This window comes from Kitasatospora sp. NPDC048298 (genome assembly GCF_043201465.1).
In the GTDB taxonomy this organism is placed as follows: Bacteria; Actinomycetota; Actinomycetes; order Streptomycetales; family Streptomycetaceae; genus Kitasatospora.
Window position 1 is genome coordinate 55,445 of record NZ_JBICYZ010000015.1, and the last position, 12,839, is coordinate 68,283.

12 protein-coding genes are annotated in these 12,839 nt (G+C 72.7%); 1 reads left to right on the top strand and 11 read right to left on the bottom strand.

What is annotated here, in order from left to right; translation table 11 throughout:
- Window positions 1–6: 6 nt before the first annotated feature.
- The 10 genes from ACGF0D_RS14785 to ACGF0D_RS14830 form a co-directional block, all read right to left on the bottom strand.
- Window positions 7–909 (bottom strand): ABC transporter permease, encoded by a 903-nt coding sequence (locus ACGF0D_RS14785; protein ID WP_392916087.1) that lies wholly within the window; start codon window positions 907–909, stop codon window positions 7–9.
- Complete coding sequence (locus ACGF0D_RS14790) at window positions 896–1,699, bottom strand: ABC transporter ATP-binding protein (RefSeq protein WP_392869095.1); 804 nt, start codon at window positions 1,697–1,699, stop codon at window positions 896–898. Before ACGF0D_RS14790 ends, ACGF0D_RS14785 begins: the two co-directional genes overlap by 14 nt.
- Window positions 1,700–1,915: 216 nt before the next feature.
- Complete coding sequence (locus tag ACGF0D_RS14795; protein WP_392869093.1) at window positions 1,916–3,109, bottom strand: aliphatic sulfonate ABC transporter substrate-binding protein; 1,194 nt, start codon at window positions 3,107–3,109, stop codon at window positions 1,916–1,918.
- Between the two features lie 244 nt (window positions 3,110–3,353).
- On the bottom strand, window positions 3,354–4,679 hold the full coding sequence (locus ACGF0D_RS14800; RefSeq protein ID WP_392916090.1) for a sulfate adenylyltransferase subunit 1: 1,326 nt from the start codon (window positions 4,677–4,679) through the stop codon (window positions 3,354–3,356).
- Window positions 4,680–4,681: 2 nt separating this feature from the next.
- On the bottom strand, window positions 4,682–5,620 hold the full coding sequence (cysD, locus tag ACGF0D_RS14805; protein WP_392869089.1) for a sulfate adenylyltransferase subunit CysD: 939 nt from the start codon (window positions 5,618–5,620) through the stop codon (window positions 4,682–4,684).
- Complete coding sequence (cysC, locus tag ACGF0D_RS14810) at window positions 5,617–6,198, bottom strand: adenylyl-sulfate kinase (RefSeq protein WP_392916238.1); 582 nt, start codon at window positions 6,196–6,198, stop codon at window positions 5,617–5,619. Before cysC ends, cysD begins: the two co-directional genes overlap by 4 nt.
- A gap of 60 nt (window positions 6,199–6,258) precedes the next feature.
- On the bottom strand, window positions 6,259–6,960 hold the full coding sequence (locus ACGF0D_RS14815; protein WP_392916093.1) for a phosphoadenylyl-sulfate reductase: 702 nt from the start codon (window positions 6,958–6,960) through the stop codon (window positions 6,259–6,261).
- Window positions 6,941–7,123 (bottom strand): hypothetical protein, encoded by a 183-nt coding sequence (locus tag ACGF0D_RS14820; RefSeq protein WP_392869085.1) that lies wholly within the window; start codon window positions 7,121–7,123, stop codon window positions 6,941–6,943. The genes ACGF0D_RS14815 and ACGF0D_RS14820 overlap by 20 nt, the downstream gene beginning before the upstream one ends.
- A gap of 100 nt (window positions 7,124–7,223) precedes the next feature.
- Window positions 7,224–8,948, bottom strand: a complete 1,725-nt coding sequence (locus ACGF0D_RS14825; RefSeq protein ID WP_392916096.1) for a nitrite/sulfite reductase — start codon at window positions 8,946–8,948, stop codon at window positions 7,224–7,226.
- A gap of 199 nt (window positions 8,949–9,147) precedes the next feature.
- A complete protein-coding gene (locus ACGF0D_RS14830) occupies window positions 9,148–9,231 on the bottom strand; it encodes a putative leader peptide (protein ID WP_318264789.1) in 84 nt (27 codons plus the stop codon).
- 177 nt (window positions 9,232–9,408) lie between these two features.
- Between ACGF0D_RS14830 and ACGF0D_RS14835 the strand changes: the two genes are divergently transcribed.
- Window positions 9,409–10,818: a YihY/virulence factor BrkB family protein gene (locus tag ACGF0D_RS14835; protein WP_392916098.1), complete on the top strand. Its 1,410-nt coding sequence runs from the start codon at window positions 9,409–9,411 to the stop codon at window positions 10,816–10,818.
- Window positions 10,819–10,888: 70 nt separating this feature from the next.
- Here the strand turns inward: ACGF0D_RS14835 and ACGF0D_RS14840 are convergent, their stop codons facing one another.
- Complete coding sequence (locus tag ACGF0D_RS14840; protein ID WP_392916100.1) at window positions 10,889–12,550, bottom strand: FtsW/RodA/SpoVE family cell cycle protein; 1,662 nt, start codon at window positions 12,548–12,550, stop codon at window positions 10,889–10,891.
- Window positions 12,551–12,839 lie beyond the last annotated feature (289 nt).

Below are 12,839 nucleotides of genomic sequence, written 5' to 3' on the forward strand. Positions count from 1 at the left end.
GGTTCCTCACTTGCTCGCGGCCAGCAGCCCGCGGTTGCGCAGCACCCGGCGCTCGACCGGGGTGAACACCAGCAGCTCGATGGCGATGCCGACGAAGAGGATGAGGATGATGCCGAGCAGGACGCCCGACATGTCGGAGAACTCGCGCTGGTCCTCCAGGAAGCGGCCGAGTCCCCGGCCCAGGTCGGGCGAGGACGCGACGAGTTCGGCGGCCATCAGGGAGCGCCAGGAGAACGCCCACCCCTGCTTGAGGCCGGCCAGGTAGCCGGGCAGGGCCGCGGGGATGAGGACGTGGCGCGCCCCGGTGAGGCCGGTGGCGCCGAGGGTGCGTCCGGCCCGCAGGAACAGCGGTGGCACCTGGTCGATGCCGGCCACCAGCCCGTTGGCGATCGACGGGACGGCACCCAGCAGGATCACCGCGTACATCATCGAGTCGTTGATGCCGAGCCAGATGACGGCCGCGGGCACCCAGGCCACCGAGGGCAGCGACTGCAGGCCCTGCAGGACCGGCCCGATCGCGGTGCGCACCGGCCGGACCCGGGCGACGACCAGCCCGATCGGGGTGCCGATGACCACGGCGAGCAGGAAGCCGGACAGGCCCCGCCAGACGCTGGTCCAGATGATCGAGAACAGGGTGCCCTGGTACCAGAGGTCCTGGGCGGAGCGCCACACGTCCGCCGGGCTGGGCAGCTTGTACGAGGACGTGAGCTGCAGGCTGTACGCGCCCTGCCACAGCGCGAGCACCACGAGGACGCCGATCAGCGGCGGCAGGGCCTTGCCGCGCAGCGCCTCGCCGAGGGATCCGCGCTGGGTGGTGACGGCGTCGAGGGCGTCGAGGCCCGCGCCGACGTCGGCGGTGTCGCTCGCGCTCCCGGTGGGCTTGGTGAGCGTGGTGTCAGTGCTGGCCATGGCGGCGGATCTCCCCACGCAGTTCTTCGGTGATCTCGATGGACAGGTCGGCGACGCCGGCGGACTCGATGCGGCGCGGCTGCGGCAGGTCGATGTGCCACTCGCGGGCGACCCGGCCGGGGCGGGAGGAGAGCAGGACGACCCGTTGGGCGAGGCGGACGGCCTCGCGGACGTTGTGGGTGACGAAGAGGACGGACAGCTGCCGTTCGGCCCAGATGCGGGTGATCTCGTCGTGGAGGACGTCGCGGGTGATGGCATCGAGGGCGGCGAAGGGCTCGTCCATGAGCAGCACCTGGCTGCCCTGGGCGAGGGCGCGGGCCATGGCGACGCGCTGGCGCATGCCGCCGGACAGCTCGTGCACGCGCTTGCCGTACGCGCCGGCGAGGCGGACGAGTTCGAGGAGGCGCTCGGCCTCGGCGCGGCGCTCGGGGCGGGGGACGCCGGCCAGCTTGAGGGCGAGTTCGATGTTCCGGCCGGCGGTGAGCCAGGGGAACAGGGCGTGTTCCTGGAACATCAGGGCGGGGCGGCCGCCGGGCACCTCGATGGTGCCGGCGCTGGGCCGGTCGAGGCCGGCGACCAGGTTGAGCAGGGTGGACTTTCCGCAGCCGGAGGCGCCGAGCAGGGTGACGAACTCGCCGGGGGCGACGTCGAGGGTGATGTCGTCCAGGACGTGGGTCCGGGCGCCGGGTCGGCCGAAGGACTTGTGCACGTGCGAGATCCGGACGGCGGGCGCGCCGCCGGGGGCGTCGGCGCCGGGGGCGTCCGCCGAGGTGGTCAGTGCCGGAGTCATCCGGGCACCTCCTGCGTGAGTGGTCATGGGGTCCTCCGGGCGGGAGGGAGAGGTCTGGGCCGGGGCCCGGGCCCCGCCCGTCCCGGTGGGCATCGATCGGGGATCGACCGGGCGGGCGGGGGCCGGACCGCGGAGTCGGGACGGGCGGCGGCGCCGGGCCTGGCGGCGATGCCGCGGCGAACGGCGGTGCCGGTATGAATGGCCTTGCCGCGGGCGCTACTTGGCGCCGAGTCCGGCGTCCGCGACGGCCGGCCGGCCCTGGGCGGCGAGCACCTTGTTCAGCAGGGTGAGGTCGTAGATGCCGTTCAGGTTCGGCTTCTTGAGGAGCCCGGCGGTGACGGCGTGGTCGGCCTCGGCCTGGAGGGTGTTCGCCAGCGGGTCGTCCAGGAAGTCGATGTCGGCCCAGGCCGGGTCGAGGACGGCGGGCTCCAGGGAGTTGCCGGCCTCCTTCCTGATCGCCTCGTTGGCGTCGGCCTTGGCCTTGTCGGAGTTCGCCTTGATGAAGGCGTTGGTCTTCACCGAGCCGCGCAGCACGGCCTCCACCACGTCCGGGTGCTCCTTGAGGAACTTCTGCGAGACGATGATGTTGGTGATCACGAACTGCTTGTCCGGCCAGACGTCCTTCTCGTTGAGCAGGACCTTCGCGCCGAGCGTGACCAGCTTGGAGGCGGTGGGCTCGGGCACCCAGGCGCCGTCGATGGAGCCGGACTTGTAGGCGTCGGGGGTGACCTTGTTGTCGGTGCGCACGACCGAGACGTCACCGGCGCCGGAGGCCGCGTCGACCTTGTAGCCCTTGCCCGCGAGGTAGTTGAGCAGGGCGACGTCCTGGGTGTTGCCGAGCTGGGGCGTGGCGATCTTCTTGCCCCTGAGGTCGTCCAGGGAGGCGATCCTGTCCGGGTTGGCGACCAGCTTGACGCCGCCGGAGGCGGAACCGCCGATGATCTTCAGGGACTTGCCGTCGGACTTGGTGTAGCCGTTGATCGCGGGGGAGGGGCCGATCCAGCCGATGTCGATGGAGCCGGCGTTCAGGGCCTCGATCTCGGCGGGTCCGGCGTTGAAGACCTGGGTCTTGACCTGGGTGGAGCCGAGCTCCTTCTGGAATATGCCTTCCTGGAGGCCGACCAGCGGGGTGCCGTGGGTGAGGTTGGCGAAGTAGCCGATCCTCACCGTGTCCGCGGACAGCTTCGCGCCGGAATCCCCGGCGGTGGCCGCGGTGTCGGCCTTGGTGTCGGAGGACTTGCCGTCGGCCTGCGAGCCGTAGCCGCAGGCGGACAGCAGGGCCACCGCGGTCAGGCCGGCCGCGGCCGCGGCGGCGGGCCGTCTGATCCGCCCGGCGCGGGGGCGGGGGCGGCTATGGGCGGACGGGCCGTGCGGGGGCGTGCCGTGCGAGGGTGCCGGGTTCGGTGCCATGGTGAGTCCTGTTCGCGGACGGACCGTCAGGAGGCGGTCTCGGGCGGAAGGTGCGGAAGGTGGTGCGCGCGGCAGCGGTGTGCCGGGGCAGGCCGGGCGGCCGTGGGGGAAGCCAGCCCGGTGACAGGGCGAACTCAGCCCTGTCGGCCCGCACATCGGGTCAGGCCGCCCTGGCCGCTGCCGAGGACGCCGCTGCCGATGCGGCCGCCTTCCTTGTCCATGCCCGAGAACGCCTCGCTGGGCATCAGACCCAGTCCTCCTCGTCGGGTGTGCCGGTGGTGGGTGCGGTGTCGAAGGCCTCGCCCGCCATGCCGGCGGTGAGGGTGGTGCCGTCGGCCGGGTCGATGAGCAGGAACGATCCGGTGCGGCGGTTGTCGGTGTAGCTGTCGAGGGCCAGCGGCTCGGCGGTGCGCAGCACGATGTGGCCGATGTCGTTGACGTCCAGCCCGTCGGCGCCGGAGCGCTGTTCGAGGGTGTCGATGTCGATCCGGTAGGTGATCTCCTTGACCAGCGCCCGCACCGTCCGGGTGGTGTGCTTGAGCAGGACCTTGTCGCCGGCGCGCAGCGGACGCTCGTTGAGGTGGCTGACGGTGGCCTCGATGTCCTTGGTGGGGACGGGCGCGGGGCCGGCCGCGATGAGGTCGCCGCGGGAGATGTCGATGTCGTCGGCGAGGCGGACGGTCACCGACTGCGGGGCCCAGGCGAGGTCCGTCTCCCGGCCGAGCGCGTCGATCCCGGCCACGGTGGTGGTGTGGCCGGAGGGCAGGACCGTGACGGTGTCGCCCACCCGCAGGACGCCGGAGGCCAGTTGGCCGGCGTAGCCGCGGTAGTCGGGGTGCTCCTCGGTCTGCGGGCGGATGACGTACTGGACGGGGAAGCGGGCGGGTTCGGCGCCCGGGTCGCTGCCGACGGGGACGGTCTCCAGGTGCTCCAGCAGGGTCGGGCCGCCGTACCAGTCCATGTGCGCGGACGGCTCGACCACGTTGTCGCCGGCCAGCGCCGAGATCGGGACGGCCAGCACGTCCTTGACGCCGAGGGAGGCCGCGTAGGCGGTGAACTCGGCGGCGATGGCGGCGAAGACCGGCTCGGCGTAGTCGACCAGGTCCATCTTGTTGACGGCGAGGACGACGTGCGGCACGCGCAGCAGCGCGGCGACGGCGGCGTGCCGGCGGGTCTGCTCGACGACGCCGTTGCGGGCGTCGACGAGGACGACGGCGAGTTCGGCGGTGGAGGCGCCGGTGACCATGTTGCGGGTGTACTGCACGTGGCCGGGGGTGTCGGCGAGGATGAACCGCCGCCGCGGCGTGGCGAAGTAGCGGTAGGCCACGTCGATGGTGATGCCCTGCTCGCGTTCGGCGCGCAGGCCGTCGGTGAGCAGCGCGAGGTCGGGCGCCTCCTGGCCCCGGCTGCGGGAGGCGTGCTCGACGGCCTCCAGCTGGTCGGCGAGGACGGACTTGGAGTCGTGCAGCAGACGGCCGACGAGCGTGGACTTGCCGTCGTCGACGGAGCCGGCGGTGGCGAAGCGCAGCAGCGAGGTGGCGGCGGTGTGCTGGGTGGCGGTGCTGGTCATGGTTAGAAGTACCCCTCGCGCTTGCGGTCTTCCATCGCGGCCTCGGAGAGCTTGTCGTCGGCGCGGGTCGCGCCGCGCTCGGTGAGGCGGCTGGCGGCGATCTCGGCGATGACGGCCTCGATGGTGGTGGCGTCGGAGTCGACGGCGCCGGTGCAGGACATGTCGCCGACGGTGCGGTAGCGGATCAGCCGCCGCTCGACCGGCTCGTGGTCCTTGGGGCCGCCCCAGTCGCCGGCGGTGAGCCACATGCCGCTGCGGGCGAAGACCTCGCGCTCGTGGGCGTAGTAGATCTCCGGCAGCTCGATGCCCTCGCGCTCGATGTACTGCCAGACGTCGAGTTCGGTCCAGTTGGACAGCGGGAAGACGCGCACGTGCTCGCCGACGGCGTGCCGGCCGTTGTACAGCGACCACAGTTCGGGGCGCTGGCGGCGCGGGTCCCAGGCGCCGAACTCGTCGCGCAGCGAGAAGACGCGCTCCTTGGCGCGGGCCTTCTCCTCGTCGCGGCGCCCGCCGCCGAAGACCGCGTCGAAGCGGTTCTGCTCGATCGCGTCCAGCAGCGGCACGGTCTGCAGCGGGTTGCGGGTGCCGTCGGGGCGCTCGCGCAGGACGCCGCGGTCGATGAAGTCCTGGACGTGGGCGACGTGCAGGCGCAGGTTGTGCCGCGCGGCGACGCGGTCGCGGTAGGCGATCACCTCGGGGAAGTTGTGCCCCGTGTCGACGTGCAGCAGGGAGAACGGGACGGCGGCGGGGTGGAAGGCCTTGAGCGCCAGGTGCAGCATGACGATGGAGTCCTTGCCGCCGGAGAAGAGGATCACCGGGCGCTCGAACTCCCCCGCGACCTCGCGGAAGACGTGCACCGACTCGGCCTCCAGCGCGTCCAGGTGGGACAGCGCGAACGGGGCGTCGTCGGTCCGGACCGGGCTGTCCGTCGCGGTGGTCATGCCAGGCCCCTCTCGGTCAGGAAGACGTACAGCTCGGCGGCGGACTCGGCCACCTCGCGGCCCCGGGTCTGCAGGCGCAGCTCGGGGTCCTTCGGTGCCTCGTACGGGTCGTCCACCCCGGTGAGGCCGGAGATCTCCCCGGCGGCCTGCTTCGCGTACAGGCCCTTGACGTCGCGTTCGGCGCACAGCTCGACGGGGGTGGCGACGTGCACCTCCAGGAACTCGGTGCCGTTCGCCGCGTGGCGCTCGCGCACCGCGGCGCGGGAGTCCGCGAACGGGGCGATCACCGGGGCCAGTACCTTGACGCCGTTCGCCGCCAGCTTCTCGGCGACGAAGCCGATCCGGGTGACGTTGGTGTGGCGGTCCTCGCGGGAGAAGCCCAGGCCCTTGGAGAGGAACTCGCGGATCTCGTCGCCGTCCAGGACCTCGACCCGGTGCCCCTCGGCGCGCAGCCGCTCGGCGAGGGCGAACGCGAGGGTGGTCTTGCCCGCGCTGGGCAGCCCGGTCAGCCACACGGTGGCGCCGCGCTCGCAGGGTGCGGCCGTGGGGGCCGCCTCTGCGGCTCCGTCGGCGGCCAGGGTGTGAGCTGTCACGGGTTCTTCCTTACGCAGTGGTTGACGGTTCGTCCGACGGGTTCGTCAGAGGTGGATGCCGCACTCGGTCTTGCCGGAGCCGGACCAGCGGCCGGCCCGGGCGTCCTCGCCCTCGCCGGGCTTGCGGGTGCAGGACAGCGGGGAGCAGCCGATCGAGGTGTAGCCCTCCCACAGCAGCGGGTTGAGCAGCACGCCGTTGGCGGCGACGTAGGCGTCCACGTCCTCCTGGGTCCAGCGGGCGATCGGTGCGATCTTGACCTTGCGGCGCTTCGGGTCCCAGGACACCACCGGGGTGTTCGCCCGGGTCGGCGACTCGTCGCGGCGCAGCCCGGTCGCCCAGGCGTCGTAGCCGGCCAGGCCCCGGTTGAGCGGCTCGACCTTGCGCAGCGAGCAGCACAGGTCCGGGTCGCGGTCGTGCAGGTGCGGCCCCAGCTCGGCGTCCTGCTCGGCCACCGTCTTCAGCGGGGTGAGCGTGATGACGTTGACCGGCATCGTCGCGGCCACCGCGTCCCGCGTCCCGATGGTCTCCGGGAAGTGGTAGCCGGTGTCCAGGAACACCACGTCCACCCCGGGGAGCACCGAGGACGCCAGGTGGGCGACGACCGCGTCCTCCATCGAGGAGGTGACGCAGAACCGCGGGCCGAAGGTGTCCGCGGCCCACCGGAGGACCTCCTGCGCGCTCGCCTCCTCCAGCTCGCGGCCGGCCCGCTCCGCGACCGACGCGTGGTCAGGAACGGTGCTGCTCATGTGACGTACCCCCGTGGTCGGTCGGTGCCAGCAGGCCGAGGAACTTCAACTGGAAGGCGCGGCGGCAGCCGTGGCACTCCCAGGCGCCGTGCCCGGCCTCGGAGGGGCGCAGGTCCTCGTCGCCGCAGTACGGGCAGAAGAAGGGGGCGGCTCGTTCACTCATCGCCCACCTCGCTGCGCTCGGCGTTCGCTTCGCGAACGACACCCTGCTTGATCGGTTCCCTCTCCCCCGGCCTCCGGCCGGGGGTGCCCCCATCGCTCACTCACGACAGCTGCTCCTCGGTCGCCCGGGCCGCCCACTGGGCGAAGCGCTCGCCCTCGGCGCGGTCGGCCTGGTAGCGGGTCAGCACCCGCTCGACGTAGTCGGGCAGGCCCGCGCTGGTGACCTTGAGGCCGCGGACCTTGCGGCCGAAGCCGGCCTCCAGGCCGAGCGCGCCGCCGAGGTGCACCTGGTAGCCCTCGACCTGGTCGCCGTGCTCGTCGGTGACCAGCTGACCCTTGAGGCCGATGTCGGCGACCTGGATGCGGGCGCAGGCGTTCGGGCAGCCGTTGATGTTGATGGTCAGCGGCTCGGCGAAGTCCGGCAGGCGCTGCTCCAGCTCGTCGATGAGCGTGCGGCCGCGCTCCTTGGTCTCGACGATGGCGAGCTTGCAGTACTCGATGCCGGTGCAGGCCATGGTGCCGCGGCGGAACGGCGAGGGGGTGACCCGCAGGTCGAGCGCCTCCAGGCCGGCCACCACGGCCTCGACGTGCTCCTCGGCGATGTCGAGGACGAGCATCTTCTGCTCGGCGGTGGTGCGCACCCGGTCGCTGCCGTGGGCGGCGGCGAGGTCGGCGATCCGGCCGAGCAGCTTGCCGTCGACCCGGCCGACGCGCGGCGCGAAGCCGACGTAGAACCGGCCGTCCCGCTGCCGGTGGACGCCGACGTGGTCGCGCCAGCGGGCGGCGGGCTCGGCGGGGGCGGGGCCGTCGAGCAGCGGGCGCCCGAGGTACTCCTCCTCCAGCACCCGGCGGAACCGCTCCACGCCCCAGTCGGCGACCAGGAACTTCAGCCGGGCGCGGTTGCGCAGGCGCCGGTAGCCGTAGTCGCGGAAGATGCCGATGACGCCGCCGTAGACGTCGGGCACCTCGTCCAGCGGGACCCACGCGCCCAGCCGCACACCCAGCTTGGGGTTGGTGGACAGGCCGCCGCCGACCCACAGGTCGAAGCCGGGCCCGTGCTCGGGGTGGACCACGCCGACGAAGGAGACGTCGTTGATCTCGTGCGCGACGTCCAGCAGCGGGGAGCCGGAGACGGCGCTCTTGAACTTGCGCGGCAGGTTGGAGAAGTCCGGGTTGCCGATGAAGCGGCGCTGGATCTCCTCGATCGCGGGGGTGCCGTCGATGATCTCGTCCTCGGCGATGCCGGCCACCGGGGAGCCGAGGATGACGCGCGGGGTGTCACCGCAGGCCTCGGTGGTGGACAGGCCGACGGCCTCCAGCTTCCGCCAGATCGCCGGGACGTCCTCGATCCGGATCCAGTGGTACTGGATGTTCTGGCGGTCGGTCAGGTCGGCGGTGCCGCGGGCGTACTCCTCGGAGACCTCGGCGATCGCCCGCAGCTGGGGGACGGTCAGCCGGCCGCCGTCGATGCGCACCCGGAGCATGAAGAACTCGGCGTCCAGCTCGTGCGGGTCCAGGATCGCGGTCTTGCCGCCGTCGATGCCCTCCTTGCGCTGGGTGTAGAGCCCCCACCAGCGCATCCGGCCGCGCAGGTCGGCGGGGTCGATCGAGTCGAAGCCCCGGTGCGCGTAGATCGTCTCAATGCGTGTCCGCACATTGAGACCGTCGTCGTCCTTCTTGAACTGCTCGTTGGCGTTCAGGGGGGTGTGGTGGCCCATGCCCCACTGGCCCTCGCCGCGGTGGCGGGTCACCTTGCGGGCCGCCGCGGGGCGGCGCTCGGCGGCGCGGTCGGCCATGGGCTCGACGGTCTCGGGGGAGGTGGCCATGGTGAAGTCCTTCGGGGCAGGTGGCGCTGGCGCCGAATGGGTCGCGGGGCGTGCTCGGCCGTGCGGTGCTGCTCTGACCTGCGGATTTCTCAAGGCCTTGAGGGCAGTGACCGGGACCGGGCGGGCTCCTGCGCATCCGCTGCGGCGGGGATGGCGGGGAAGGTCGACGCCGGGTGCGGTGGTGCGGGCGGCGTTGGGCTCAGGTCACCGGACAGATGGCGCTGGACACGCGAAGGAGATCGACGTGGAGTCGACCTACCAAGGTGGTTCCGGCGCTAGACATGGCAAGAGATTCGCATGGCGCGGGACTCGCGGTCCACTAACATCCGAATAGTGGACGCTGAGGTTTCGTCATATGGGACACCCGGACGTTCCCGCCGCTCCCCGCCCGGACGCCCGGACGCACATCCCCGCCCCGGGGAGATCAACCGCGCGGCCCCGGCCCGATACGGTTGGCCCTGTGCAAGCAGCAGGCGATACGAGCAGACCGAACGCCGAGCGGCCCTCCCGACGCCGGGGCAAGGGCTCCCGGCGCGCGGCCAAACAGGCCACCTGGTACCGCACGGCGTGGGACCTGGTGAAGGACACCACCAACACCTGCGTCGAGTACCGGGTCACCGGGCTCGCCGCGGAGGCGGCCTTCTTCACCCTGCTGTCGATCCCGCCGCTGCTGCTCGGCCTGGCCGGCACCCTCGGCTACCTCGACCAGTTCCTCGGCGCGGAGACCATCGAGCGGCTCAAGCACGACATCGTCTCGGCCTCCGGCACGGTCCTGTCGGACTCCTCCGTCAACGACGTCGTGGTCCCGCTGCTCAACCAGGTGTTCGACACCGCCCGGCCCGACCTCGTCTCGATCGGCTTCCTGCTGTCCCTGTGGTCCGGCTCCAGAGCCCTCTACATCTTCATCGACACCATCACCGTCATGTACGGGCTCGACGGCAAGCGGGGCATCGTCAAGACCCGGCTGATGTCGCTCGGCCTCTACTTCGGCGCCCTGGTGATCGGCTCGCTGGTGCTGCCGCTGCTGATGGCCGGGCCCGGGCTGGTGGAGAACGCCGTGCCGGGGGTGGCCGGGCTGGTCGGCGCCCTCTACTGGCCGGTCGCGATCGTGCTGCTGATCGTCTCGCTGACCACCCTCTACCACCTGGCCGTCCCGGTCTCGACCCCGTGGCGCGAGGACATCCCCGGCGCCCTGGTCGCCCTGGTGGTGCTGGTCTTCTGCAGCGTCGGCCTGCGGGTCTACCTGGTCAGCTCGATCGAGGGCCGCTCGGGCGAGGGCCCCTCGGTGTACGGCTCGCTGGCGGCGCCGGTGGCCGTCCTGCTGTGGATCTTCGTGGTGGCGCTCGCGGTGCTCATCGGCGCCGCGATGAACGCCGCGATAGACCGCCGCTGGCCCACCCTGGAGACCGCCGACGCGCGCGCCGAGAACGAGCGCGCCCACGAGGAGGCGGCCGCCGCCGTGGTCCGCGAGGTCGCCGCCCGGCGGGCCGTCGAACGGGCCCGGCGCGCCCGCGAACTCGGGCTCGCCGAGGGCGTCGAGGAGGAGTGGGGCGAGGACGAGGGCGACGACGTCGACGCGCCCTCCGAGTACCCGGAGCGGTGGGCCGACGTGCTGGCCGCGGACAACGTGCGCGGGCGGCTCACCGCCCGCGGCGGGCCGCACCACCGGCCCGGACCGCCGCCGCCGGACAGCGACCGGCCGGCGGGGCCGCAGCCGGGGGGTGTGCCGGGGCCGCAGCCGGGCGGGCAGCCTGGAGCGCCTGGTGCGCAGCCGGGCGGGCCTGGTGCGCCTGGTGCGGCGGGTTCGCAGCCGGGGCCCGTGCCGGGGTTCCCGCCGCGGCCGCCCCGGCCGCCGTGGGAACAGCGGTAGGCGGGCGGACGACAGGAGACGGGCAGGGCCTCTCCCGCGGGTGCGGGGGAGGCCCTGTCGCGTCGGTGGGTCAGGTGGCCGACCGGGGGGCGGCCTGGTCCGGCGGGAGGCCGTGGCCGGGGTGCGGCTCGGCCGGGGCGGCGGGGGTGTAGGTGGCGGGGGTGTAGGCGGTGCGGGTGTAGGCGGCGGGGACCGGGCCGGTCGGGGCCGCCGGGTCCGTGGGGTCCTGGGCCTGCGGGTTCAGGGCCGGCGGGGTCGGGGCTGACGGGTCGTACAGGCCGTACGGCGACGGGTCGGTCGCGAGGGCCTCCGCCGCACGGCCCTGGGCCTGGGCCGGGAGCGGCTCCGGGGAGGGCTGGGGCGGGTCCAGCGCGGTGCGACCGGAGGAGTCGCTCAGCTTGATCAGCAGCGCCAGCATCAACCAGTTCGCCAGCAGCGACGAACCGCCCGCGGCCAGGAACGGCAGCGCCTTGCCGGTCAGCGGCACCAGCCCGCTCACCCCGCCGACCACCACGAACACCTGGAGCGCCAGCGCCGCCGACAGGCCGGTCGCCAGCAGCTTGCCGAACGGGTCGGTCAGGCCGATCGCGGTGCGCAGACCTCGCTGGATCAGCAGCACGTAGACCAGCAGCACCGCGGTCACCCCGGCCAGGCCCAGCTCCTCGCCGATGGTGGTGAAGATGAAGTCGCTGCGCCCGGCGAAGCCGATCAGCCAGGGTCGCCCCGAGCCCAGGCCGGTCCCGGTCAGGTGTCCGGTGCCCAGGCTGAACAGCGCCTCGGCGGGCTGCTCGGAGATCGCCTGGTCGTGCACCGGCTTGTAGTAGTCGAGCGGGTGCAGCCAGGCCTCGACGCGACCGTGCACGTGCGGCTCCACGGTGCCGACCACCGCCGCGCCGCCGACCGCCATCAGCAGGCCGAGCACCACCCAGCTGGTGCGCTCGGTCGCCACGTACAGCATCACGATGAAGACGCCGAAGAAGATCAGCGAGGTGCCCAGGTCGCGTTCGAAGATCAGCACCAGCAGGCTGACCACCCAGATCGCCAGCACCGGGCCGGCGTGCCGTCCGCGCGGCAGGGTCAGCCCCCAGACCTTCCGCCCGGCCAGCGCCAGCGCGTCCCGGGAGGCCATCAGGTACCCCGCGAAGAAGATCGTGATCGCGACCTTCACGAACTCGTCCGGCTCGAAGGAGAGCCCGAACAGCCGGATCCAGCGCTTGGCGCCGAAGCTGTCGCCCGGGGAGAGCACCGGCGCGGCCAGCAGGACCAGCGCACCCGCCATCAGCAGGTAGACGTAACGCTGGAAGAAACGGTGGTGCTTGACGAGGACGATCAGCGCGAGCGCCACCGCCACCGAGACGAACACCCACATCAGCTGGGACGGCGCGGCCGGGATCTTCTGGTAGTCGCCCTTCGCGGCGTGCGCGGCCTTGTAACTGAAGTCCAGCCGGTCCAGCAGCACCAGCCCGAAACCGGTCAGGAAGACGCCCAGCGGCAGGATCAGCGGATCCGCGTACGGGGCGAACCGGCGCACCGCCAGATGGGCCACCCCGGCCAGCGCGCCCAGCGACAGGCCGTGCACCAGCAGCCCGGGCGGCATCCGGCCGGTGAGCGCCAGGTCGGCGTCGATGTGTCCCGCCAGACAGACGGCCACCGCGAGGGCCAGCAGGCCCAGTTCGATGTTGCGGTGGCGCGCCGCGAGGCGGCGGCCGTCGCCGCGTGCAGTCGTTCGCACCTCTTGTCATCCCCTTGTCGAGCACGTGGCGGGTCTCGCCGACGGCGCATCCTGCCAGACGTTTGTGTCTTCGCCGCGGTTGCCGGAAGGAGCGGCAGGAGGGCAGAACTTTGCCTGGGCAAAGCTTTGTCGGGGTCGGGTAAAGCCTTGTTCAGGTCCGGGTATAGAGGCGGGCCCCGGATGCGGCGGGGCGGCCGCGCAGGGACATCATGGCCGGGCGCCGGGGTGCCCCGGCGCCGGGGCAGCCGACCCGGGGTTGCCGACCGGGCGGGGCCGCCGGGACGAGCGA

Bases quoted from the DNA above. Each gene is read 5' to 3' on its own strand.
- ACGF0D_RS14800 (WP_392916090.1), bottom strand. From the start codon at position 4,679: ATGACCAGCACCGCCACCCAGCACACCGCCGCCACCTCGCTGCTGCGC.
- ACGF0D_RS14815 (WP_392916093.1), bottom strand. From the start codon at position 6,960: ATGAGCAGCACCGTTCCTGACCACGCGTCGGTCGCGGAGCGGGCCGGC.
- ACGF0D_RS14790 (WP_392869095.1), bottom strand. From the start codon at position 1,699: ATGACTCCGGCACTGACCACCTCGGCGGACGCCCCCGGCGCCGACGCC.
- ACGF0D_RS14830 (WP_318264789.1), bottom strand. From the start codon at position 9,231: ATGTCTAGCGCCGGAACCACCTTGGTAGGTCGACTCCACGTCGATCTC.
- ACGF0D_RS14785 (WP_392916087.1), bottom strand. From the start codon at position 909: ATGGCCAGCACTGACACCACGCTCACCAAGCCCACCGGGAGCGCGAGC.
- ACGF0D_RS14825 (WP_392916096.1), bottom strand. From the start codon at position 8,948: ATGGCCACCTCCCCCGAGACCGTCGAGCCCATGGCCGACCGCGCCGCC.
- ACGF0D_RS14820 (WP_392869085.1), bottom strand. From the start codon at position 7,123: ATGAGTGAACGAGCCGCCCCCTTCTTCTGCCCGTACTGCGGCGACGAG.
- ACGF0D_RS14795 (WP_392869093.1), bottom strand. From the start codon at position 3,109: ATGGCACCGAACCCGGCACCCTCGCACGGCACGCCCCCGCACGGCCCG.
- cysD (WP_392869089.1), bottom strand. From the start codon at position 5,620: ATGACCACCGCGACGGACAGCCCGGTCCGGACCGACGACGCCCCGTTC.